Consider the following 21,944-nt stretch of genomic DNA (forward strand, 5'->3'; position numbering starts at 1 on the left):
CACCCGCGCTCCCGACCGGCCGACCATCGGGCCGGGGACGGGCCGGGGACGGCCCGGAGGGCGGTTGCGGGGTCGTCCGACCCGCTACCGTGAGGCGGATGAGCACCGACGAGTCGCAGCCCACGGACAGCGCACCCACCACGCCGCGCCCCGCGGACCCGCCCCGCTCCCTCGCCGAAGCGCTCCGCTCCCGCGAGGACGCCGATCTCGCCGCCCTGCTCCACGCCCGCCCCGACCTCCTCAACCCCGTCCCCACCGACCTCACCCAGCTCGCCACCCGCGCCGGGACCCGTGCCTCCGCCGTCCGCGCCCTGGAGCGCCTGGACCGGTTCGCCCAGCAGGTCGCGGAGACCCTCGCCGTGGCCCCTGACCCCACGACGTACGACGAGCTGCTCACGCTCCTGGCGGGCGACGACGGCGACACCGCCGTCGTCGAAGCCCTGCCCCAGGCCCTCGCCACCCTCCACGAACAGGCCCTCGTCTGGGGGCAGGACGACCGTCTGCGCCTGGTCCGCACCGTCCGCGAACTCCTCGCCCCCACACCTCAGCACCCGTCCCCCACCGGCCTCGGCCCCACCGTCGCCGAGGCCACCGCCGGGATGTCCCCGACCCGTGTCCAGGACATCGTCGCCGCGGCGGGCCTGCCCACCACCCACGACCCGGTCTCCGCGGTCGAGTCCCTCACCGCCCTCTTCAAGGACCGCACCCGCATGTCAGCGCTCCTCGACGAGGCCCCCGCCGAGTCCGTGGAGGTCCTGTCCCGCCTGGTGTGGGGGCCGCCTTACGGGCAGGTCACCGCGGATCCGGCCCGGCATCTGCGCTGGCTCCTGGACCGGGGCCTGCTCCTGCCCACCTCGCCCGGGACGGTCGTCCTGCCCCGCGAGGCCGCCCTGCACCTGCGCGCGGGGCGCTCCCACCGCACGCCCGAGCCGACCCCGCCGCCCGTGGAGGCCGCGCGCGAGACCCGTCCACAGGTTGTGGACGCGACGGCGGCGGGCCAGGCGTACACGGCACTCGCCACCGTCGAGGAGCTCCTCAAGGACTGGGACGAGGGCGGCCCCGCGGTCCTGCGCGCCGGCGGCCTCAGCGTGCGCGACCTGAAGCGGACGGCGGTCGCCCTCGACACGGCCGAGCCGCTGGCCGCCTTCTGGGTCGAACTGGCCTACGCGGCGGGCCTGCTGGCCTCGGACGGCCAGGCCGACGAGCGGTACGCCGCGACCCCCGCGTACGACGAATGGCAGGAGCTCCCCGCCCCCGAGCGCTGGGCGGCCCTCGCCACGGCCTGGCTGGCGGCGACCCGCACCGCGGGCCTGGTCGGCGGACGTGACGGCAAGGACCGCACGCTCTCCGCGCTCGGCCCGCACCTGGACCGCTCGGTGGCGCCCGAGGTCCGCCGCCGCGTCCTCGACCTCCTCGCCGCGCTCCCCGAGGGCACGGCGCCGACCCCCGAGTCCCTCCTGGCCCGCCTCCGCTGGCACCGCCCGTCCCCCGCCTCGCTCGACCTCCGCGCCCGCATCGCCCAATGGACTCTGAACGAGGCGGAGTTGCTGGGCATCACGGGAAGAGGCGCCTTGTCGACGCACGGCAGGGCGTTGCTGTCCGCCGCCCCCGAAGCGGACACGAGCCCGGACGCCGAACCGTCCCCCAAGCCGAAGCAGCCCCCCACCGCGGCCTCCACCCCCGCGCCCGGCGAACAGTCCGTGGCCGCCGCCCGAGCCGCCCGCCTCCTGGCTCCCCTCCTCCCCGAGCCCCTGGACCACGTCCTCCTCCAGGCCGACCTCACCGCCGTCGCCCCCGGCCCCCTGGAGCGCCCGCTCGCCGACGCCCTCGCCGTGCTCGCCGACGTCGAGTCGAAGGGCGGCGCGACGGTCTACCGCTTCACGCCCGGCTCCGTACGCCGCGCGCTCGACGCCGGGCAGTCCGCCTCCGACCTGCACGCGTTCCTCGCGGCGCACTCCCGCACCCCCGTCCCGCAGCCCCTCGCGTACTTGATCGACGACGTGGCCCGCAAGCACGGTCACCTCCGCATCGGCGCCGCCTCCGCGTACGTCCGCTGCGACGACGAGGCGCTGCTGAACGAGATCCTGGCCGACAAGCGCGCCCAGGGCCTGCGCCTGCGCCGCCTCGCGCCCACCGTGCTCGCCGCCCAGGCGGACCCCGGCACGCTCCTCGACGGGCTGCGCTCCATGGGCTTCGCGCCCGCCGCCGAGTCCGCGGAGGGCGACGTGCTGATCACCCGCGCCCACGCCCACCGCACCCCGCCCCGCTCGGCCCCCGAGCCGGTCCCCGACGGGCCTCCGCTGCCCGACGCCACCCTCATCGGCGCGGCCGTGCGGGCCATCCGCGCGGGCGACCTGGCGTCGACGGCGCCCCGCAAGGAGGCCCCGGAGGCGTCGGACGGCCGGCTGCCCCGCACCACGGCCGCCGAGACCCTCGCCACGATGCAGGCCGCGGTCCTGACCGGCGAGGCGGTGTGGATCGGCTACGTCAACGCGGAGGGCTCCGCGAGCCAGCGGGTCATCGCCCCCGTACGCGTGGAGGGCGGTTTCGTCACGGCCTACGACCACACGGCGGACGAGGTCCGCACCTACCCCCTGCACCGGATCACGGGCGTCGCCGAGCTCGCCGACGGCTGAGCCCTGGACCAGCGGGCCCGCCCGGCGGGGAAATTCGTTGGCCCCGCCAGGTATCGCTGACTTAGGATGCCCCCTTCCCCGCCTCCCCCGTGGAGCGCCGCCGCCCGGACGGAAACCGGCCGGCACCTCGCCTGAGCAGCACAGGAGCAGAGGCCCGCACACGATCCCGTAGAACCGCCGGAGGCACCCCGTGCACGCGCACGCCCAGTCCGAGTCCGAGTCCGCGCCCGAGCCCGTCGACTCCCAAGACCCACTCACCCGCGAGCGCGGTCACCTCGCCGCGTCCCGTTCCGCCCTGCGTGCCATGCGCGAGGACGCCGAGGCCCTCGACATCCGCGACGTCACCGCGAACTGGGTGAACGCCGCGGTCCTGGAGCGGCAGATCGACGAGCGGATCAAGTCCCTTGCCGATCTTGCCCATACGCCGCTCTTCTTCGGGCGGCTCGACTACCTGCACGCGCCCGGCGCCGAGCAGGCCGAGGGTGCGGACGGCGAGCAGTTCTACATCGGGCGGCGGCACGTGCACGACGCCGACGGGGACCCGATGGTCATCGACTGGCGCGCGCCGGTCTCGCAGCCGTTCTACCGGGCCTCCAAGAAGGACCCGATGGACATCGCGCTGCGCCGCCGCTTCGGCTACACCGGCGGCGACCTCACCGCGTACGAGGACGAGCACCTCAGCGACGCGACCGAGGACGCGAAGACCAGCAAGCTCCTCCAGCAGGAGATCGAGCGGCCCCGCGTGGGCCCGATGCGGGACATCGTCGCCACCATCCAGCCCGAGCAGGACGAGATCGTCCGCAGTGGGCTGAGTGGGAGCGTGTGCGTGCAGGGTGGGCCGGGAACGGGGAAGACCGCCGTCGGCCTGCACCGTGTCGCCTATCTGCTGTACGCCCACCGCGAGCGGCTCGCCAGGACCGGCACCCTCGTCATCGGGCCGAACGCCTCCTTCCTGCACTACATCGAGCAAGTGCTGCCCGCCCTCGGCGAGTTGGAGGTGAAGCAGGCCACCGTCGACGACCTCGTCGCCCACGTGGAGGTGCGGGGTACGGACGATCCCACCGCCGCCCTCGTCAAGGGCGACGCCCGCATGGCCGAGGTGCTGCGCAGGGCCGTGCGGTCGCACGTGACCATGCCCACCGAGCCCCTCGTTGTCGTGCGCGGGTCCCGGCGGTGGCGCGTACCGGCGTATGAACTGGAGGAGATCGTCGGCGAGTTGCTCCAGCGCGACATTCGGTACGGGGCCGCTCGTGACGCCCTTCCCCAGCGCATCGCCCACGCCGTCCTCGTCCGCATGGAGCAGGCCGGCGAGGCCCCCGACGACCGCGTGCAGGACGCCGTCGCGCGCAACACCGCCGTGAAGACCGCGGTCAAGGCCGTCTGGCCGCCCGTCGATCCCGCGAAGCTCGTGCTGCGGCTGCTGGCCGACGCCGACTTCCTCGCCGAGCACGCCGACGGAATCCTGGACGAGGAGGAGCAGAAGGCCGTTCTGTGGGCCAAGCCCGCACGGAGCGTCAAGAGCGCCAAGTGGTCCGCCGCCGATGCCGTGTTGATCGACGAGGCGAGCGATCTCGTGTCGCGTACGCACTCGCTCGGACATGTGGTGCTGGACGAGGCGCAGGACCTCTCCCCCATGCAGTACCGCGCCGTGGGGCGGCGCTGCACCACCGGTTCCGCCACCGTCCTCGGCGACCTCGCGCAGGGCACCACGCCCTGGGCGACCCGGAGTTGGGCCGAGGCCCTCGCCCACCTCGGCAAGGGCGACGCCGTCGTGGAGGAACTGACGGCCGGTTTCCGCGTGCCGCGCGACGTCATCTCGTACGCGTCGCGGCTGCTGCCCGACATCGCGCCCGGACTCGCGGCGGTCGACTCGGTGCGTGAGTCGCCCGGCTCGCTCGCCGTGCGGCGCGTCGAGGACGGAGCGGGCGCCGAGGGTCTCGATGCCGCCTGCCTGGAGGCGTGTGCCGATTCGCTGCGGCACGAGGGTTCCATCGGGCTGATCGCCGCGGACGCCCGCATCCCCGCGCTCGCCGACGCCCTGACGGCGGCCGGGATCTCGTACCTCTCCCCCGGCCAGGAGACCACGGCCGACGCCCGGCTCACGCTGGTGCCCGCGTCGCTGGCCAAGGGGCTCGAGTACGACTACGTGGTCCTTGACGAGCCCGCCGCCGTGGTCGACGGCGAGCCGGACGAACGGACCGGCCTGCGCCGCCTGTACGTGGCGCTGACCCGTGCGGTGTCCGGCCTGATCGTCGTGCACGCGGCGGAGCTGCCCGCGCAGCTCGTCTGACGCCCGGTCAGTCGGCCTTCTCGGAGGCCTTCTCGGACGCCTTCTCGGACGCCTTACTGGAGCCGTCCGCCGCGGAGACGGCGGACGGCAGGTGCGTCACGATCAGCGCGATGCCCGTGACCGTCACGATGCGCGTGGCCGCGTCCAGGCCGTTCCAGTTCTCCGACTGCCACATGGCGAACCACTCGCCGCCGATCCCGATGAAGCCCACTCCGAACAGCAGGATGAGCATCAACAGGCCGATGGTTCCCGCGCGTTGGGCACGACGCAGGCCCTCCGGGCGGCGCAGTCCCCTGGCCCACAGGACCGTCGCCGTGCCGAGGACGAGCGCGGCCAGCGTCTCCCAGGCGATGATCCCCACGTACGCGGCGTCCTGGAGCGCGGTGGACCCCACCGCGCGCCACATCAGGTCGTCGTCCTTGAACGTGGTGTCCATGGCCAGGACATGGCGTACGAACTGCTGGTTGTTGTCGAAGTCGGTGATGTTCCCGAACGCGACGAGCGCTATGTAGAGCGCGAGCGTCCCGGTGAGCAGCATCGCGGCTACGGGCAGTGTCCCGGCCGCGAGTGCCCGCTCCGCGGGGCGCGTGTGATCTGCTGGTCTCGGCATGAGGTCCCCTCCGTGTCGATCCAGTTCTATCGCGCCCCGCGGGGAAACGATCAATCGTCGACCGCGGTCCTCCACTGGGCGACGGCCGCCGCGGAGACCGGTGCCGACCAGCCGTCGGGCCGTGCCGCGCCGCCGATGTGGAACGCGTCGACGCCGGCCGCCTTCAGGCGCGGCAGGTGGTCCAGGCGCAGGCCGCCGCCGATCAGGAGCCGCGGTTCGTACCCCTGCTCGCCGCGGCGTGCCGCCTCGGCGAGGAGCGTGGGCAGGCCGTCGTCGACGCCGGCCGCGGAGCCCGCGGTGAGGTAGGTGTCCAGGCCCGGCAGGTCCGCGAGCTGCTTGCGCAGGGCGTCGCGGTCGGCGGCGCGGTCGATCGCCCGGTGGAAGGTCCACCGGCAGCCGTCGAGGGCGTCCACCACGGTCTCCACGGCGGCGACGTCGGGGCCGCCCGCCTCGTCGAGGAAGCCGAGCACGAACTCGTCGGCACCCTCGGCCCTGAGCTCGCGCGCACGGCGTACGAGCTCGTCGACGTCGCCCGCGGCGAAGCCGTCGGCCAGCCGCAGCATCACGCGCAGCGAGATGTCGACGGAGGAGCGGATCGCGGCGAAGGTCTCACGGGACGGGGTGAGGCCGTCCGCGGCCATGTCGGTCACCAGCTCGAGGCGGTCCGCGCCTCCGGCCTGGGCGGCGACGGCGTCCTCGGCGTCGAGGGCGATCACCTCCAGGACTGCACGCTTGCTCATGGATGTCTCTTCCTTCTGGTCGCGTCGGCTGGGCTGCCGACTACCGCCGGAAACCTGGCATAGGTCTAGTCCAATTACCAGCCTACGCGCAGAACACCCCGGCGCGAGCCGAGTCGCTCGCACCGGGGTGGCGGATGTGGCCGCGGGGACGGATCAGGACAGTGGCTTGAACCCCCTCAGGCGGAGGCTGTTGCCGACCACGAAGACCGAGGAGAAGGCCATGGCCGCGCCCGCGATCATTGGGTTGAGCAGGCCGGAGGCGGCCAGCGGGAGGGCTCCGACGTTGTAGGCGAAGGCCCAGAACAGGTTCGACTTGATCGTGCCGAGCGTGCGACGCGAGAGGCGGATCGCGTCCGCCGCGGCCCGCAGGTCGCCGCGGACCAGGGTCAGGTCACCGGCCTCGATGGCGGCATCCGTGCCCGTGCCCATCGCGAGGCCCAGGTCGGCCTGGGCGAGGGCCGCCGCGTCGTTCACGCCGTCGCCGACCATGGCCACGCTGCGGCCCTCGCCCTGCAGCCGCTTCACCACGTCGACCTTGTCCTGCGGCATGACCTCGGCGATGACGTGCTCGGGAGCGATGCCGACCTCCGCGGCCACCGACTCGGCCACGGCCTTGTTGTCGCCGGTCAGCAGGATCGGGGTCAGGCCGAGGGCGCGCAGCCGCCGGATCGCCTCGGGGCTGGTCTCCTTCACCGCGTCGGCGACCTCCAGGACCGCGCGGGCCTCGCCGTCCCAGGCGACCGCGATGGCCGTGCGCCCCGCAGCCTCGGCCTCGGCCTTGGCGCGCTCCAGCTCCACGGGCAGATGGATCGCCCACTCGGCGAGCAGCTGGGTGCGGCCCACCAGGACCGCGCGGCCCTCGACGACGCCCTGCACGCCGAGCCCGGCGATGTTGGCGAAGCCCTCGGGGGCGGGCAGCCCGCCGACGCGGGCGGTGGCACCGGCGGCGACGGCCTGGGCGATGGGGTGCTCGGAGGAGTGCTCCAGGGCGCCGGCCAGGCGCAGGACCTCGTCCTCGGTGGCGTTGTCCGCAGTGTGGGTGGCGAGCAGGGTCATCCTGCCGGTGGTGACGGTGCCGGTCTTGTCCAGGACGATGGTGTCGACCTTGCGGGTGGACTCCAGGACCTCGGGGCCCTTGATCAGGATGCCGAGCTGGGCGCCGCGCCCGGTGCCGACCATGAGGGCGGTCGGGGTGGCGAGGCCCAGGGCGCAGGGGCAGGCGATGATCAGTACGGCGACGGCCGCGGTGAAGGCGGCGGTGAGACCGGCCCCGTTGCCGAGCCAGAAGCCGAGGGTGGCGAGCGCGAGGCCGATGACGACCGGTACGAACACCGCGGAGATCTTGTCGGCCAGGCGCTGGGCTGCGGCCTTGCCGTTCTGCGCGTCCTCGACGAGCTTGGCCATGCGGGCGAGCTGGGTGTCGGCGCCGACACGGGTGGCCTCGACGACGAGGCGTCCGCCGACGTTGAGGGTGGCTCCGGTGACCGCGTCGCCGGTGGCGACCTCGACGGGCACGGACTCGCCGGTGAGCATGGAGGCGTCCACGGCGGAGGTGCCCTCGACGACCTTGCCGTCCGTGGCGATCTTCTCGCCGGGCCGGACCAGGAAGCGGGCGCCGGTCTCCAAGTCGCCCACAGGGATGGTCTCTTCGCGCCCGCCGTCGCGCAGCACGGTGACGTCCTTGGCGCCGAGCTGGAGCAGCGCCTTGAGGGCGGCCCCGGCCTTCCGCTTCGACCGGGCCTCGAAGTAGCGCCCGGCGAGGATGAAGGCGGTGACGCCGGCCGCGGCCTCCAGGTAGATGTTCCCCGCGCCGTCGCTGCGCTCGATGGTCAGCTCGAAGGGGTGCGTCATGCCCGGGGTGCCCGCCGTGCCGAAGAACAGCGCCCACAGCGACCAGAGGAACGCCGCCGACGTGCCGACCGAGATCAGCGTGTCCATGGTGGCCGCGCCGTGCCGGGCGTTGGTGAACGCCGCCTTGTGGAAGGGCCAGGCCGCGTATGTCACGACGGGCGCCGCGAGGGTGAGCGAAAGCCACTGCCAGTACTCGAACTGCAGGGCGGGCACCATCGCCATCGCGATGACGGGCACCGAGAGCAGGACCGCGGCGGTCAACCGCTGGCGCAGCGGCCGCAGTTCGTCGTCGGCGGCCTTCTCGTCGGCGTCGCCGTCCGCGTCGGACTCGGCGCGGACGGGGGCGGGCTCCTGCGCGGTGTATCCGGTGGCCTCGACCGTGGAGATCAGGTCCCGCACGGAGACGTCCTGGCCGCGGTAGCTGACCTTGGCCTTCTCGGTGGCGTAGTTGACGGTCGCCTCGACGCCGTCCATGCGGTTGAGCTTCTTCTCGATGCGGGCCGCGCACGAGGCGCAGGTCATGCCACCGATGGCGAGTTCGACCTCTGCGGTGGGCGCCGCTTCGGGGGCGCCGGATGTGGTGGTGGACATGTCTGCGGACTCCTCGTGACGTGGGGCGGAAGAAGAAAGAGGGGGTTAGACGCGGCCGACGTAGTCGTATCCGGCGTCCTCGACGGTCTCGGCGATCCGCGCGTCGTCCGGCTCGGCGGCGCTGGTGACGGTGACCAGGCCCTCCGGGATGCGCACCCGCACGGAGGAGACGAAGTCGAGGCCGCCGACGACGTCGGTGACGACGCCCTGGCAGTGCGCGCTGTGCACGCCGTCGACCTTGTACGTGGTGGTGATCGCAGCCATGGGGTGCTCCTGTACGAGAAGGGGTGTCGATACCCCGGGCGATACCCGGGGTCGACACTCGGGGCGATACCCGGGGTGGGTACCGCTCACGAGATCTATGTATACCCCTGGGGGGTACCCGGCGCAAGAGGCGGACAGGGCTTGACTTCATACCCCCAGGGGGTATCTTCGTGTGCATCGAGTCCGACCGGCCGGAACCACCGGGCGGGGATCACCGAGGGAGCCGTCATGAACACCGGACTGAAGATCACCGCATTCGCCGCCGCCGTCGCCGCGACCTTCGGTACCGCGTACGGCGTGGGCCAGGCCATCGACCCCGTCACGGACAAGGCGCCTGCGGCTCAGCACGGGGAACACGACGGCGAGCGGAAAGAGGGCAAACCGACGGAGACCGCGCCCGGCGGCCTGAACATCTCCGAGCGCGGCTACACGCTGGACCTCAAGACGGACCGCATCGACGCGGACCGGCAGGAGAAGCTGCGCTTCGCCGTCGTCAAGGACTCCTCGGGGAAGAACGTGACCGCGTACGCGAAGGAGCACGACAAGGAGCTCCACCTCATCGTCGCCTCACGCGACCTGACGACCTACCGCCATCTGCACCCGGCCCGCGCGGCGGACGGCACCTGGTCGACGAAGGTCGAGCTGCCCGAGGCCGGCGGGTACCGCGTCTTCGCCGACTTCCGCCCCGAGGGCGCGAAGGAGGGCCTGACCCTCGGCGCCGACCTCTCGGTGGCGGGGAAGTTCGAGCCGAAGGAACTGCCCGCGCACAACACCACCGCGAAGGTCGACGGCTACGACGTCACGCTCAAGGGCCAGCTCAGGACCGGCGCGGGCGGCGACCTCACCCTGGACGTGGCGAAGAACGGCAAGCCGGTGACCGACCTCCAGCCCTACCTGGGGGCGTACGGCCACCTGGTGGCCCTGCGGTCGGGCGACCTCGCCTACCTCCACGTGCACCCGAACGGCGAGCCGGGCGACGGGAAGACGAAGGCGGGCCCCGGCATCTCGTTCATGACGACGGCGCCGAGCAAGGGCGCGTACCGCCTGTTCCTCGACTTCAAGCACGAGGGCAAGGTCCGCACGGCGGCGTTCACCGTGCACGTGGGCGGGGCCGGGGCCGACAAGAGCGACGCCGGGACAGACGAGGGCGGCGGGCACCAGCACTGACCGGGGACCGGCTCAGACGGGCATGACCTGGACGTCGTAACGAGGAATCCACTTGTCACGACTGAGGATGGTCATGCCCTCGATCTGGGCCTGAGCGATCAGTATCCGGTCGAAAGGGTCGCGGTGATGCGCGGGCAGCCTGCCCGCGCGCACGCCGTGGCCCGCGGTGATCGGCAACGGGGTGAACTGGCTGTCCCGCACCCGTTCCGCGAGGTCCTCCGGGCCCGCCGGCTTCCCGAGGGACTGTTTGACGGCGATCTCCCAGGGCGTGACGGCGCTGACGTGGACAGCGGGCTCGGTGTCCAGCAAGTCCTTGATCCCTGCGGAGAGTTCGGCCGAGTCGTCCAGCCACCAGAGGACCACGTGCGTGTCGAGCAGCAGTCGCATCAGCGCATCCCGAAGGCGTCGGCGATGTCGTCGGGCAGTTCGTCGAAGTCGTCCGGGATGTGAATCCGCCCCTTGAGAGAGCCTCGCCCCGTCCGCCTCACCTCGGGGCGCAGCGGCACGACTTTGGCGACCGGCTCCCCGGCCTTGCTGATGACGGCCTCCTCCCCGGTGGCGACCTGCTCCAGGATGCGCGAGAAGTGCGTCTTGGCCTCGTGAACGTTGTACTGATGGGCTGCTTCCACGGCTGCCTCACGGGCTCGCGTCGGATGGACCACGTGCTGGACTAAGCACGTGGTCCAGCACACTCCGCGCGCCACCGCCGCGCATCGGCCCCGGGCCACTCGGCTCCGGGGCCGTCGGCGCGCCCTCCGCCACCGCCGTCCGAGGCACCTCAGCCGAAGAGCGCCAACTCCCTTTCCGTCGCGCCCGCGAGCTCGTACCGCGTCCCCGTGAGCGGCCGCCCCGCGCAGAGCCGGATCAGGGTCGGTGCGTCGCCGATGTAGCGGGCCGGGGGCCTGCGCCCGTCGGTGGCGCCGAGGATCAGCGGCTCGTCCCACCCGTCCACGTCCGCGTGCACCGCGAGGCCGGGTGTCGCCGTGCTGAACTCCGACCTGCTGTACGCGGCGAGCAGCGGCAGCGCGTCCGCGAGCCGATCGCCTCCGTACGCCCCCGGCTCGCCCCACGCCTCGCGTACGTCGCCCGAATGCACCCACTCCCCCAGCGCGACGCCGTCGAGGCGCCCCTTGGCGGCGGCCATGGCGGGCCCGGCCTCCGTCATGCCGCGCTCCAACTCGTCCACGATGCGGGAGTTGGGCCAGTCGGCGCGCTCGGCGATGTCGCGCTCGTTGCTCTCGGGCGAGTACACGCCCTCCTCGAAGCGGCTCTCCACCACCCGCATCAGCGCGGAGCCGCAGTGCGCCAGCAGATGCCGCACGGTCCAGCCGGGGCAGCAGGTGCGGATCGCGTACGCCTCGTCGGGCGCGGCCCTCAACAGCGGTACGAGGGCGTCGCGTTCGGCCAGGAGAAGGCGTCCGGCACGGTCGGGTTCGTAGGTCTCGTCAGTGGTCGTCACGGTCATGGACGCAGCCAACCGTCCGGGACCCGCACATGGCAACGGACAGGCGGAACATCCGGGACACTCACATACCCCCGGGGGGTACTGAGCGATTAGAGTCTCGGCATGGCCGACGAAAAGGACCTCCACGCCCGCTGGGCCACCGCCCTGCTCCGCGCGAGCCGCGGCACCCCCGACCCCGCGCCCTACGCGGACCGCCTCCTCGCCCGCTGGGCCGAGCCGCAGCGCCGGTACCACACCACCGCACACCTGGCGGCGGTCCTGGACCACATCGACGTACTGGAAGAGCACGCCGAGGACCCCGAACTGGTCCGCCTGGCTGCGTGGTTCCACGACGCGGTGTACGCGCCCGACCGCTCCGAGAACGAGGAACGCTCGGCACGCCTCGCGGAACGGGCCCTCGCGGAGGCCGGGTTGAGCGAGGAAGACATCGCCGAGGTGGCCCGCCTGGTCCGCCTCACCGTCACGCACGACCCCGCGGACGGGGACCGCAACGGCGAGGCGCTGTGCGACGCCGACCTGGCGATCCTGGCGTCGCCGCCGGACGCGTACGCCGCCTATGCGGCCGCGGTCCGCGAGGAGTACGGATTCGTGCCGGACGAGGCGTTCCGTGCGGGGAGGGCGGAGGTGCTGCGCCAACTCCTCGCGCTCCCACGCCTGTTCAGGACGGAGCACGGGGCGTCGGAGTGGGAGGCGCCGGCCCGGGAGAACCTGGCGACGGAACTGGCCCTGCTGGAGGCCTGAGGCACCGCACAAAACAAGGGGCCCGGCAGCCCCCGCTCCCGTACTCTCTCCGCATGCTTCTCATGGGTGGGGACCGGATCGACGAGGCCGTGGCGCACGCGGCGGAGGTGCTGCGCGCGGTGAAGGACCGCGACTGGAGCGCGAAGGCGGGCGGGCTCGACTGGAACTGCCTGGAGACGGCGGAGCACGTCGCGGGCTGCCTCGTCGCGTACGCGGGCCAGTTGACGGGCCGTGCCGCCGACGGCTGGGTCCCCCTCGAGACGGCGCTCGACGAGGGCACGGACCCCGAGGGCGCGATCCGCGTGATCGAGGCGACCGGCGCGATGCTGACGGCGGTGGTCCGCACGACGCCCCGCGGGGTCCGCGGCTACCACCCCTATCCCTCCGGGAGCGCGGACGCGACGGGGTTCGCGGCGATGGGGGTGGCGGAGCTCCTGCTCCACACCCACGACATCGCCCGGGCCCTCGGCGTCGACGCGGAGCCGCCCGCGGCGCTGTGCGAGACGGTCCTCGGCCACCTGTTCCCGCACGTCCCGCCGTTCCCCAACGGCGGCACACCATGGACGACGCTGCTGTGGGCCACCGGCAGAGGAACCCTCCCCGGCCGCGCGCCCCTCTCCCGCTGGCGCTGGCGCAACCCCGCGTCGCTTCCGGCTGGCCCGGTCGCTCTGCGCGAGGTGACCCCGGCGGCCGCGGCGGATCTCGCCGCGGGTGGGACGGGCGGTCTGGCCTGGATCGAAGGCGGGCCCTTCGAGGGGACGCGGACGGCCGCGGAGATGGTGACCAAGGCGTACACGTCCGGGGTGTACCGGCCCGAGTGGGGCATGTACGTGCTCGTGCGCACCGCCGACGAGACGGCGGTCGGCGGCATGGGCTTCCACGGCCCGCCGGACGAGAACGGCGTCGCCGAGGTCGGCTACGACCTGGCGGTGCGGGCCAGGGGCAACGGCTACGCGACGCAGGCGCTGCGGGCCCTGTCGCAGTGGGCCCTGACCCGCTCCGAAGTGACGTCCCTGCTGGCAGTGATAGAGCCGACGAACGCGGCGTCCCAGGCGGTGGTGACCCGCGCGGGCTACGTCCGGCTTCCGGACCGGGACACGAACAGGGCGTACGGCTTGCGCCGGGCCTAGCGTCTTCGGGGCGGGGCCTGGTTCACCGGTTGCCCGGGGGCATCTCCTGAACCGCCGCTCCGCGGCGTCCGTCTCCCACCCACCCGCCCGTCCCCCAGCGGCGGACACCGCGACGAACAACCAGGAATGCCACCACCCGCCCCAGCGTTCACACCTGTTATGCCGAACCCCTCCCCCAAGCCCGGCGCAGCCGCCCGTATGCCCGTTGCCGTCTACATGCTCGGCCTCGCCGTCTTCGCCCTCGGCACCAGTGAGTTCATGCTCTCCGGGCTGCTTCCGCCCATCGCCGACGACATGAACGTCTCCATCCCCCGCGCGGGGCTCCTCATCTCCGCCTTCGCCATCGGCATGGTCATCGGCGCCCCTCTGCTCGCGGTCGCGACGCTCCGCCTGCCTCGCCGCACCACCCTCGTCACGCTCATCACCGTCTTCGGCCTGGGCCAGGTCGCAGGCGCCCTCGCCCCGACGTACGAGGTCCTCTTCGCGTCCCGCGTGATCAGCGCCCTCGCCTGCGCGGGATTCTGGGCGGTCGGCGCCGCCGTCGCCATCGCGATGGTGCCGGTCAACCAGCGCGCCCGCGCCATGGCCGTGATAATCGGCGGTCTCTCCATCGCGAACGTGCTCGGCGTCCCCGCGGGCGCCTTCCTCGGCGAGCACTTCGGCTGGCGCTCGGCCTTCTGGGCGGTCGGCGCCGCATCCGCCGTCGCGCTCGTCGGCGTCCTCACCCTCATCCCCCGCATCCCGCTCCCCGAGGAGAAGCCGCAGTTCAAGAAGGAACTCTCGATCTACGGCGACCGCCAGGTCCGGCTCTCCGTCGCGATCACCGCGCTCGCCGCGGGCGGCGTCTTCTGCGCGTTCTCGTACCTCTCCCCGCTCCTCACGCACGTGTCCGGCCTCTCCGAGGGCTGGGTCCCCACGGTCCTCGGCCTCTTCGGCATCGGCGCCCTGGTCGGCACGACGATCGGCGGCAGGGTCGCGGACGCGCACCTCTTCGGCGTGCTCCTGAGCGGCATCGCCGCCTCCACGGTCTTCCTGGTCTCCCTGGCCCTGTTCGCCGCGACCCCGGCGGCCGCGATCACCCTGTCGTTCCTCCTGGGCGTCTCGGCGTTCTACACGGCCCCGGCGCTCAACGCCCGCATGTTCAACGTCGCGGGCGCGGCCCCCACCCTGGCGGGCGCGACCACCACCGCCGCGTTCAACCTCGGCAACACCGGCGGCCCCTGGCTCGGCGGCACGGTGATCGACCTCGACTTCGGCTACGCGGCCACGGCGTGGGCGGGCGCGGCGATGACGGCGGCGGCGATCGTGGCGGTGGCGGTCTCGCTCCGCCTGCACCGCAGGGCTCCGAGCCGCGTGGTGACGTCGTCCGCCACTCCCGTGCCGGAAGCGGAGAACGCCACCGCGCAGAGCATCGCCCGGTAAGGGCACCGCTACGCGGGCCGCCCCTTGGGCCTGCGCAACCCCGCCGCCGTGAGCCTGCGCACCAGTTCCTTCGAGCCGATCTGCACGGCCCCGGCCCGCACCGCGTCCTCGTAGCGGTGCGAGGGCACGTCGTAGTGATCGCGTTCGAAGGCGCGCGGCGGGCAGCCGATGCCCGCCGCGAAGGCGTGCAGTTCCTCGTACGAGACGTCGCTGACCAGGTGCGACCACAGCCGCCCGTGGCCCGGCCAGGTCGGCGGGTCTATGTAGACGGTCATGTGAGCCCGCCCACCGGCGCCACCACCACGCCCGCCTTCCCGCACACCCAGTGCGGATCGGGCCCCAACTCCGGCTCCACGTCCAGCGCGTGGGGGTCCCCCGAGCCGCACACGGGGCACAGCGGCCACCGTCCGTACCGCTCCAGGAGGGCGTCCTGGACGTCCTGGGCGACGAGCCCGGCGACGTACTCGATGCCTTCGGGCCACTGCTCGACCCACCAGCGCCGGTGCGCCACCGACTCCTCGACGAGCGAGACGACCTCGGCCTCGGCGACCTCACGGGCGACGAGGTCGGCGAGGACAAGTGCGCGAGCGGCGTGCAACGCCTGCTCCAGGGGGTCGATCGTGTCCATGCGGCAATTGTCACCCCGTACGCAACGTGCCCGAAGGTCCCACCGAACCTCGGGAGCCCTCGGGACCCCTCGGGACCAAAGAGGTATTGACCCGGCCAGCGTGCTGAAAATATCTTTCAAGAGTGACCAATGACGTGAAGGAAATTTTCGCGGGCGCCACGCCCCCCGCCCCCGCCGCCCTCGCGGCCAAGGTGCGCACCCTGGCGCCGTCGATGACCCGCTCCATGCAGCGGGTCGCCGAGGCCGTCGCGGGCGACCCCGCGGGATGCGCGGCCCTCACGGTCACCGGCCTCGCCGAGCTCACCGGCACCAGCGAGGCGACGGTCGTCCGCACCGCCCGTCTCCTCGGCTACCCGGGCTACCGCGACCTGCGGCTCGCGCTCGCCGGGCTCGCCGCCCAGCAGCAGTCGGGCCGCGCGCCCGCCGTGACCGCGGACATCGCCGTCGACGACCCCATCGCGGACGTCGTCGCCAAGCTCGCGTACGACGAGCAGCAGACCCTCGCCGACACCGCCGCCGGGCTCGACACGGTCCAGCTCGGCGCCGCCGTCGCCGCGCTCGCCACCGCGCGGCGCGTGGAGATCTACGGCGTCGCCGCCTCCGGCCTGGTCGCCCAGGACCTCGCCCAGAAGCTGCTCCGCATCGGCCACATCGCGCACGCGCACTCCGACCCGCACCTGGCCGTCACCAACGCCGTGACGCTGCGCGCCAAGGACGTGGCCGTCGCGATCACGCACTCCGGCTCCACGGGCGACGTGATCGAACCCCTCCGCGTCGCCTTCGAGCACGGCGCGACCACGATCGCGATCACCGGCCGCCCGGACGGCGCCGTCTCGCAGTACGCCGATCACATACTGACCACCTCCACGGCGCGCGAGAGCGAGCTGAGGCCGGCCGCGATGTCGTCCCGCACCAGCCAACTGCTCGTCGTGGACTGTCTGTTCGTGGGCGTCGCCCAGCGGACGTACGAAACGGCGGCGCCCGCCCTCGCCGCCTCCTACGAGGCGCTCGCCCACCGCCACAACCCCCGCACCCGCTAGCCGCCCACAAGAGACACGAAAGAGCCGCAGACGCCATGACCTCCACCACCGACGCCACCCCCTCCCAGCACGGTGACAATTACGGGGAACTCCGCGCCCAGCTGGCCACCCTCACCACCGAGGCGTTCCGGCCCGAGCTCTCCGAGATCGACCGGCTGCCCACCCTGGAGATCGCGAAGATCATGAACGGCGAGGACGCCTCCGTGCCCGCCGCCGTCGCCGAGCAGCTCCCCTCGATCGCCGCCGCCATCGACGGCACCGCCGAACGCATGGCCCGCGGCGGCCGGTTGATCTACGCGGGCGCGGGCACGGCGGGCCGCCTCGGCGTGCTCGACGCCTCCGAGTGCCCGCCGACCTTCAACACCGACCCCACCGAGGTCGTCGGCCTCATCGCGGGCGGCCCGAGCGCCATGGTCACCGCCGTCGAGGGCGCGGAGGACAGCAAGGAGCTCGCGGCCGAGGACCTGGACGCCCTGGACCTGACCGCGGACGACGTGGTCGTCGGCATCTCGGCCTCCGGCCGCACCCCGTACGCGATCGGCGCCGTCGAGCACGCGAAGGGCCGGTACGGCGCCCTGACCATCGGCCTCTCCTGCAACGCGGACAGCGCGCTGGCGGCCGCCGCCGAGCACGGCATCGAGGTCGTCGTCGGGCCCGAACTCCTCACCGGATCCACGCGCCTGAAGGCGGGCACGGCCCAGAAGCTCGTCCTCAACATGCTCTCGACGATCACGATGATCCGCCTCGGCAAGACGTACGGAAACCTGATGGTGGACGTCCGCGCGTCGAACGAGAAGCTGCGGGCCCGCTCCCGCAGGATCGTCGCCCTCGCCACCGGCGCCGCCGACGAGGAGATCGAGACCGCCCTCGCAGCCACCGACGGGGAGGTGAAGAACGCCGTCCTGACCATCCTCGGCGGAGTCGACGCCGCCACCGCCGCGGACCTCCTCGCCGCCTCGTCCGGCCACCTCCGCACGGCCCTCGACGCGGCCCGCACCACCTGAACCAACCCCGCCCCACCGGGCACCGCACAGCAAGGCACCGCACCATGGCACCTGACAAGAACCGCGCCACCGCCGCCGCGATCCTCCCCCTCGTCGGCGGCGCCCAGAACGTCACGTCCGTAGCCCACTGCATGACCCGGCTCCGCCTGGGTCTGGCCGACCGCTCGCTCGTCGACGACGACGCGCTGAAGGCCCTGCCCGCCGTGATGGGCGTGGTCGAGGACGACATGTACCAGATCGTGCTCGGTCCGGGCACGGTCGCCCGGGTCACCCCGGAGTTCGAGGCCATGGTGACGGAGGGCCGCGCCGAGGCCCCCGCCGAACACACGCTCACCGCCGAGGAGTTGGCGGCACAGGGCGCCGCGATCAAGGAAGCGAGGAAGGCGAAGAACGCGACGCCCTTCAAGCTCTTCCTGCGCCGCATCGCGAACATCTTCGTGCCGCTGATCCCGGCCCTGATCGGCTGCGGCATCATCGCGGGCATCAACGGCCTGCTGGTCAACCTGGAGTGGCTGCCGGCCATCACCCCGGCCCTCGCCGCCATCGCCTCCGGATTCATGGCGCTGATCGCGGTGTTCGTCGGCTTCAACACGGCGAAGGAGTTCGGCGGCACACCGATCCTGGGCGGCGCGGTGGCGGCCATCATCGTGTACGCGGGCGTGGCGAACATCGAGGCGTTCGGGCAGAAGCTCTCCCCGGGCCAGGGCGGTGTGCTGGGCGCACTCGGAGCCGCGGTCCTGGCGACCTGCATCGAGAAGTGGTGCAGGAAGTGGGTGCCGGAGGCGGTGGACGTCCTCGTCACTCCCACCCTCACGGTCCTGATCTCCGGCCTGGTGACGATCTTCGGCCTGATGTTCCTGGCGGGCGAGATCTCCACGGGTATCGGCACGGCGGCCAACTGGCTCCTGGACAACACCGGCGCCTTCGCGGGCCTGGTCCTGGGCGGCCTCTTCCTCCCCCTGGTGATGCTGGGCCTGCACCAGGCCCTGATCCCCATCCACACCACCCTCATCGAGCAGCAGGGCTACACGGTCCTCCTCCCCATCCTGGCGATGGCGGGCGCGGGCCAGGTCGGCTGCGCGATCGCGGTCTTCAAGCGCCTCAAGCACAACAAGTCGATCCGTACGACGATCAAGTCCGCGCTCCCGGCGGGCTTCCTGGGCGTCGGCGAACCCCTGATCTACGGCGTCTCGCTCCCCCTGGGCCGCCCCTTCATCACGGCGTGCGTGGGCGGCGCGGCGGGCGGCGCGTTCGTCGGGTTCTTCTCGATGATCGGCGACAAGGTCGGCTCCACGGCGATCGGCCCCTCGGGCTGGGCCCTGTTCCCCCTGCTCGACGGCAACAAGGGCCTCGGTCTCACCGTCGCGATCTACGCGGGCGGCCTCCTCGTGGGCTACCTGGTCGGCTTCTTCGCGACGTACTTCTTCGGCTTCAGCAAGCAGATGCTGGTGGAGCTGAACGCGGAGCAGCCCGAGGCGTCCCCGGTGGTGGCGGCCTCCCCGGACACGGCCGCGGGCCCGGTCCCGGCCCCGGTCGAGGAACCGGTCGAGGAACCGGCGCGGGCCTGAAGGTCTCGGAAACCGCCTCCCTCGGAAGCGCACAGAGGGCGGCACCCGGCACGGGTGCCGGGTGCCGCCCTTCGCGGTATCGCCGTCGCCGTATCGCCTTCGCGGTATCGCCTTCGCGGTATCGCCTTCGCGACATACTTCCCCCGCTCCGGCACGCGGACGCTGACCGAGTTCGGCACCGGCTCGGCCGAGATCCGCACGCCCGTCCGCCACAGCCACGGCAGGGGCCGCCCTCCTTCACGTACGACACGCGCAAAAGCGGTCAACACGGCGCTGTCCTAAAGCGCCCCGGCCTCGCCGCGGATCGCCGTGACCACCTACCGGCGGCCCCCCGACGTATCGAAGATGACCCCGAACGCCATCGGCACATGAACGTCATCGGCACGCACGTCATCGAAGCGGCACAACCGGAGGGGACCCTTCATGACCGAGCCCAACGAGCCCACCGCGGGCAGCCGGCCCGACGAGCGGCAGATCGCCGAGGCCCTCGGGTCCGCCGCCCGCATCACCCTGGCCCCCGGCCCCAGGGAAGCCAGGGAGGCCCCGGCCGCCGCACCCACGCCGGACGACGAGTGGACGCTGCCGGGCGGCACCGCCTGGGTGTACCTCGCCGACGCCGGCAAGGGCCTGACCCGCCCGGTGATCCTCGGCGACGGCTTCAGCTCCGGGCCGAGCGACCTCGACTTCTCCTGGGAGATCCTGGAGCGCGGCCCGTACCCGTTCCTCAGCGAGCTGCGCGCCCGCGGCTACGACGTCATCCTCGTCGGCTACGACGAGCGCAGCGCCTCCATCCTGGACAACGCCGTGGCCGCGAGGGCCGCGATCCGGGAGGCGATCGCGCGGCGCACGGGCGACCACCCCCTGACCGTCGGCGGGTTCAGCATGGGCGGACTGGTCACGCGGTACGCGCTGGCCAAGATGGAGCACGACGGCGGCGAGGAGAACGACCACCAGACCGCCCTGTACTTCTCCTACGACAGCCCGCACCGCGGCGCCTGGGTGCCGATCGCGCTGCAGTCGTTCGCGCACTACATCCGGCGGCTCAACGCGGCCTTCTCGAACCAGATGAACAGCCCGGCCGCCCGCCAGCTCCTGTGGCAGCACATCTCCGAGTGGGGCGACACCCCCGAGACGGACAAGGAGCGCGGCACCTTCCTCGCCGAGCTGGAGCGGGTGGGGCGTTGGCCGTCGCGGCCGAAGAAGATCGGCGTGGCCAACGGCGTGCGCGGCGGCGAGGGCAACGGCATCCGCCCCGGCGAGCGGGCCTTCCACGGCAAGGGGCTGGCCATCACCGGCACCCATCTGAACACCCAGGCCTCGGGCGAGGACCAACTCGTCGCGCAGCTGCGGGTGGTGACCCTGCGCAGGCCGCGGATCCGCACCACGGGCCTGCCGGAGGTCGACGGCGCCCCCGGCGGCACCCTGGAGGGCTTCGGCATCCTCGCCGACGAGCTCGACAAGATCCCCGCCTTCATCGGCCTCGGCTCCGAGGCCGACATCCGCGAACACTGCTTCGTGCCGACGGTCAGCGCGATCGCCCTGCGCGACATCGACACCGACGAGAAGCTGTACGGGCCGGTCACGGCATCGGCGGAGGAGGAGAGCGAGCTGGACGAGTTCCTCTGCGCCTCGCAGAACGAGGGCCACACCCTGGTCACCGAGGAACTCTGCACCTGGATCATGGACCGGCTGCCGGGCTGACCCCTTCCTGGGGACGGGCGGTGAGCGGGGCCGCGGTCGCATCGGTCGCCCGGCACAGGACGAGGACGACGTCGTCCGTGAGCGGGCGGCCGGTGTGCGCGATCACCATGGCGTACAGGGCGTCGAGCGCGTCGCAGTCAGCGGGCTCGGCCAGCGCCTCGGCCACGCGCGGGAGAAGGGGGAAGTCCGCGCCGTCGGCGCCGCGGGCCTCGCTCAGGCCGTCGGAGTAGAACAGGAGACGCTCCCCCGGCTGCAGGAAGACCCGGTGCGGCAGCGGGGCCGTACGCAGGCCCAACGGCAGTGCGGGCTCCGGAGGTTCGAGGAGTCCGGCCTTCTTGCCCACCCGAATGGGAGGCGGGTGGGCGCAGTTGACCAGGCGGACCTCGCCCGGCGCGAACTCGGCGAGGACGGCGGTGACGCAGTCCTCAGGGCCCAGGTCCGCGGCGAGCCGGGCGTCCAGGGACGCGGCCAGGTCGGCGAGGCGGGGCGTGAGATAGGCCAGGTCCCGGAAGGCCCGCACGGCCACCGCGGTGGTCCGCAGCGTCGCGAGGCCGTGCCCGCGGACGCCCCCGACGAACAGCCGTGGCCCGTACGGGGTGAGCGCGACGTCGTACAGGTCCCCGCAGACCGAGGCCCTCCGCACCGGGCTGTGGTGCCGGGTGCACACCTCGATCCCGCCGACCTCGACCGCCAACGGCCGCAGCAGCGCGCTCTGCGACGCCCGCGCCACCTCCGTGATCCTGGCCAGCGCCGCCTTCCGCTCGTCATGCCGGGCGGCATTGCGGACGGCAAGCACCCCGCCGACCGTCAGCACCACGAACTCCAGACCGAAACCCGGCGTGCCGACCAGCCGCCGCGCGACACCGGCCCCCAGCGCGAGCAGCAACGTCCAGCCGACCACCGCGGCGGTACGCCGCGCACTCGACCACACGCAGGCAAGGAGCGGCCCGATCAGCAGCACGGCGACCCCCGGCGACCGCCCGCCGAGGCACGTGCCGAGCTGCGCGAGGAGGAAGCTCACCCCCAGGGCGAGCACCAGCGGGCGTCTCTGCCCGCGCCATTTCCTCACGACTGCCTCCCGCCACCACCTGTCGAC

At 72.9% G+C, this 21,944-nt stretch carries 20 protein-coding genes; 10 read left to right on the top strand and 10 right to left on the bottom strand.

Features of this window, described 5'->3' with window-relative positions:
- Nucleotides 1–98 precede the first annotated feature (98 nt).
- The gene (locus tag AB0B50_RS39410; protein ID WP_362341101.1) at nucleotides 99–2,636 is read left to right on the top strand and encodes a helicase C-terminal domain-containing protein; all 2,538 of its coding nucleotides are present in this window, start codon (nucleotides 99–101) and stop codon (nucleotides 2,634–2,636) included.
- A 190-nt stretch (nucleotides 2,637–2,826) separates the two neighbouring features.
- Nucleotides 2,827–4,926, top strand: coding sequence for an ATP-binding domain-containing protein (locus AB0B50_RS39415; protein ID WP_362341104.1), 2,100 nt, complete (start codon nucleotides 2,827–2,829; stop codon nucleotides 4,924–4,926).
- Nucleotides 4,927–4,933: 7 nt separating this feature from the next.
- On the opposite strand, the gene AB0B50_RS39420 is transcribed toward AB0B50_RS39415, so the two are convergent.
- From AB0B50_RS39420 to AB0B50_RS39435, 4 genes are all read right to left on the bottom strand, one after another.
- Entirely contained in the window at nucleotides 4,934–5,464 is a 531-nt protein-coding gene (locus tag AB0B50_RS39420) for a DUF2165 domain-containing protein (protein ID WP_362341245.1), read from the bottom strand.
- 122 nt (nucleotides 5,465–5,586) lie between these two features.
- Entirely contained in the window at nucleotides 5,587–6,276 is a 690-nt protein-coding gene (locus AB0B50_RS39425; protein WP_362341106.1) for a copper homeostasis protein CutC, read from the bottom strand.
- Between the two features lie 153 nt (nucleotides 6,277–6,429).
- Complete coding sequence (locus AB0B50_RS39430; RefSeq protein WP_362341108.1) at nucleotides 6,430–8,718, bottom strand: heavy metal translocating P-type ATPase; 2,289 nt, start codon at nucleotides 8,716–8,718, stop codon at nucleotides 6,430–6,432.
- A gap of 45 nt (nucleotides 8,719–8,763) precedes the next feature.
- Nucleotides 8,764–8,982 carry a heavy-metal-associated domain-containing protein gene (locus tag AB0B50_RS39435; protein WP_362341110.1) on the bottom strand — a complete coding sequence of 73 codons (219 nt, stop codon included), beginning with the start codon at nucleotides 8,980–8,982 and terminating at the stop codon, nucleotides 8,764–8,766.
- 228 nt (nucleotides 8,983–9,210) lie between these two features.
- Between AB0B50_RS39435 and AB0B50_RS39440 the strand changes: the two genes are divergently transcribed.
- Nucleotides 9,211–10,149, top strand: a complete 939-nt coding sequence (locus tag AB0B50_RS39440) for a hypothetical protein (RefSeq protein WP_362341113.1) — start codon at nucleotides 9,211–9,213, stop codon at nucleotides 10,147–10,149.
- 12 nt (nucleotides 10,150–10,161) lie between these two features.
- On the opposite strand, the gene AB0B50_RS39445 is transcribed toward AB0B50_RS39440, so the two are convergent.
- The 3 genes from AB0B50_RS39445 to AB0B50_RS39455 form a co-directional block, all read right to left on the bottom strand.
- Nucleotides 10,162–10,536: a type II toxin-antitoxin system VapC family toxin gene (locus AB0B50_RS39445; RefSeq protein WP_362341115.1), complete on the bottom strand. Its 375-nt coding sequence runs from the start codon at nucleotides 10,534–10,536 to the stop codon at nucleotides 10,162–10,164.
- Complete coding sequence (locus tag AB0B50_RS39450) at nucleotides 10,536–10,778, bottom strand: type II toxin-antitoxin system prevent-host-death family antitoxin (RefSeq protein WP_362341117.1); 243 nt, start codon at nucleotides 10,776–10,778, stop codon at nucleotides 10,536–10,538. Before AB0B50_RS39450 ends, AB0B50_RS39445 begins: the two co-directional genes overlap by 1 nt.
- 149 nt (nucleotides 10,779–10,927) lie before the next feature.
- On the bottom strand, nucleotides 10,928–11,614 hold the full coding sequence (locus AB0B50_RS39455; RefSeq protein WP_362341120.1) for a maleylpyruvate isomerase family mycothiol-dependent enzyme: 687 nt from the start codon (nucleotides 11,612–11,614) through the stop codon (nucleotides 10,928–10,930).
- Nucleotides 11,615–11,716: 102 nt separating this feature from the next.
- On the opposite strand from AB0B50_RS39455, the gene AB0B50_RS39460 reads away from it, so the two are divergent.
- From AB0B50_RS39460 to AB0B50_RS39470, 3 genes are all read left to right on the top strand, one after another.
- A complete protein-coding gene (locus AB0B50_RS39460) occupies nucleotides 11,717–12,355 on the top strand; it encodes a hypothetical protein (protein WP_362341123.1) in 639 nt (212 codons plus the stop codon).
- A 53-nt stretch (nucleotides 12,356–12,408) separates the two neighbouring features.
- Complete coding sequence (locus AB0B50_RS39465; protein WP_362341125.1) at nucleotides 12,409–13,485, top strand: GNAT family N-acetyltransferase; 1,077 nt, start codon at nucleotides 12,409–12,411, stop codon at nucleotides 13,483–13,485.
- 198 nt (nucleotides 13,486–13,683) lie between these two features.
- On the top strand, nucleotides 13,684–14,907 hold the full coding sequence (locus tag AB0B50_RS39470) for a Cmx/CmrA family chloramphenicol efflux MFS transporter (RefSeq protein ID WP_362341248.1): 1,224 nt from the start codon (nucleotides 13,684–13,686) through the stop codon (nucleotides 14,905–14,907).
- Nucleotides 14,908–14,915: 8 nt separating this feature from the next.
- Here the strand turns inward: AB0B50_RS39470 and AB0B50_RS39475 are convergent, their stop codons facing one another.
- Together AB0B50_RS39475 and AB0B50_RS39480 are read right to left on the bottom strand one after the other, a co-directional pair.
- Nucleotides 14,916–15,182, bottom strand: coding sequence for a DUF4031 domain-containing protein (locus AB0B50_RS39475; RefSeq protein WP_362341128.1), 267 nt, complete (start codon nucleotides 15,180–15,182; stop codon nucleotides 14,916–14,918).
- Nucleotides 15,179–15,535 (bottom strand): hypothetical protein, encoded by a 357-nt coding sequence (locus tag AB0B50_RS39480; RefSeq protein WP_362341131.1) that lies wholly within the window; start codon nucleotides 15,533–15,535, stop codon nucleotides 15,179–15,181. Before AB0B50_RS39480 ends, AB0B50_RS39475 begins: the two co-directional genes overlap by 4 nt.
- A 122-nt stretch (nucleotides 15,536–15,657) precedes the next feature.
- Between AB0B50_RS39480 and AB0B50_RS39485 the strand changes: the two genes are divergently transcribed.
- The 4 genes from AB0B50_RS39485 (at nucleotide 15,658) to AB0B50_RS39500 (ending at nucleotide 20,848) form a co-directional block, all read left to right on the top strand.
- A complete protein-coding gene (locus AB0B50_RS39485) occupies nucleotides 15,658–16,575 on the top strand; it encodes a MurR/RpiR family transcriptional regulator (protein ID WP_362341134.1) in 918 nt (305 codons plus the stop codon).
- A gap of 35 nt (nucleotides 16,576–16,610) precedes the next feature.
- Complete coding sequence (gene murQ, locus AB0B50_RS39490; RefSeq protein ID WP_362341137.1) at nucleotides 16,611–17,579, top strand: N-acetylmuramic acid 6-phosphate etherase; 969 nt, start codon at nucleotides 16,611–16,613, stop codon at nucleotides 17,577–17,579.
- A 44-nt stretch (nucleotides 17,580–17,623) separates the two neighbouring features.
- Nucleotides 17,624–19,147: a PTS transporter subunit EIIC gene (locus AB0B50_RS39495; protein WP_362341140.1), complete on the top strand. Its 1,524-nt coding sequence runs from the start codon at nucleotides 17,624–17,626 to the stop codon at nucleotides 19,145–19,147.
- Between the two features lie 423 nt (nucleotides 19,148–19,570).
- Nucleotides 19,571–20,848, top strand: a complete 1,278-nt coding sequence (locus AB0B50_RS39500) for a hypothetical protein (protein WP_362341142.1) — start codon at nucleotides 19,571–19,573, stop codon at nucleotides 20,846–20,848.
- On the opposite strand, the gene AB0B50_RS39505 is transcribed toward AB0B50_RS39500, so the two are convergent.
- Nucleotides 20,826–21,917, bottom strand: coding sequence for a PP2C family protein-serine/threonine phosphatase (locus tag AB0B50_RS39505; protein WP_362341145.1), 1,092 nt, complete (start codon nucleotides 21,915–21,917; stop codon nucleotides 20,826–20,828). The genes AB0B50_RS39500 and AB0B50_RS39505 overlap by 23 nt on opposite strands.
- Between the last annotated feature and the right edge of the window lie 27 nt (nucleotides 21,918–21,944).

The organism is Streptomyces sp. NPDC041068, from assembly GCF_040647455.1.
In the GTDB taxonomy this organism is placed as follows: Bacteria; Actinomycetota; Actinomycetes; order Streptomycetales; family Streptomycetaceae; genus Streptomyces.

What these genes read in the sequence shown, in the direction of transcription:
- AB0B50_RS39495 (WP_362341140.1), top strand. Translation starts at nt 17,624, where the DNA reads ATGGCACCTGACAAGAACCGCGCCACCGCCGCCGCGATCCTCCCCCTC.
- AB0B50_RS39500 (WP_362341142.1), top strand. Translation starts at nt 19,571, where the DNA reads ATGACCGAGCCCAACGAGCCCACCGCGGGCAGCCGGCCCGACGAGCGG.
- AB0B50_RS39430 (WP_362341108.1), bottom strand. Translation starts at nt 8,718, where the DNA reads ATGTCCACCACCACATCCGGCGCCCCCGAAGCGGCGCCCACCGCAGAG.
- AB0B50_RS39420 (WP_362341245.1), bottom strand. Translation starts at nt 5,464, where the DNA reads ATGCTGCTCACCGGGACGCTCGCGCTCTACATAGCGCTCGTCGCGTTC.
- murQ (WP_362341137.1), top strand. Translation starts at nt 16,611, where the DNA reads ATGACCTCCACCACCGACGCCACCCCCTCCCAGCACGGTGACAATTAC.
- AB0B50_RS39460 (WP_362341123.1), top strand. Translation starts at nt 11,717, where the DNA reads ATGGCCGACGAAAAGGACCTCCACGCCCGCTGGGCCACCGCCCTGCTC.
- AB0B50_RS39435 (WP_362341110.1), bottom strand. Translation starts at nt 8,982, where the DNA reads ATGGCTGCGATCACCACCACGTACAAGGTCGACGGCGTGCACAGCGCG.
- AB0B50_RS39455 (WP_362341120.1), bottom strand. Translation starts at nt 11,614, where the DNA reads ATGACCGTGACGACCACTGACGAGACCTACGAACCCGACCGTGCCGGA.
- AB0B50_RS39410 (WP_362341101.1), top strand. Translation starts at nt 99, where the DNA reads ATGAGCACCGACGAGTCGCAGCCCACGGACAGCGCACCCACCACGCCG.
- AB0B50_RS39425 (WP_362341106.1), bottom strand. Translation starts at nt 6,276, where the DNA reads ATGAGCAAGCGTGCAGTCCTGGAGGTGATCGCCCTCGACGCCGAGGAC.
- AB0B50_RS39480 (WP_362341131.1), bottom strand. Translation starts at nt 15,535, where the DNA reads ATGGACACGATCGACCCCCTGGAGCAGGCGTTGCACGCCGCTCGCGCA.
- AB0B50_RS39445 (WP_362341115.1), bottom strand. Translation starts at nt 10,536, where the DNA reads ATGCGACTGCTGCTCGACACGCACGTGGTCCTCTGGTGGCTGGACGAC.
- AB0B50_RS39440 (WP_362341113.1), top strand. Translation starts at nt 9,211, where the DNA reads ATGAACACCGGACTGAAGATCACCGCATTCGCCGCCGCCGTCGCCGCG.
- AB0B50_RS39475 (WP_362341128.1), bottom strand. Translation starts at nt 15,182, where the DNA reads ATGACCGTCTACATAGACCCGCCGACCTGGCCGGGCCACGGGCGGCTG.
- AB0B50_RS39465 (WP_362341125.1), top strand. Translation starts at nt 12,409, where the DNA reads ATGCTTCTCATGGGTGGGGACCGGATCGACGAGGCCGTGGCGCACGCG.
- AB0B50_RS39470 (WP_362341248.1), top strand. Translation starts at nt 13,684, where the DNA reads ATGCCCGTTGCCGTCTACATGCTCGGCCTCGCCGTCTTCGCCCTCGGC.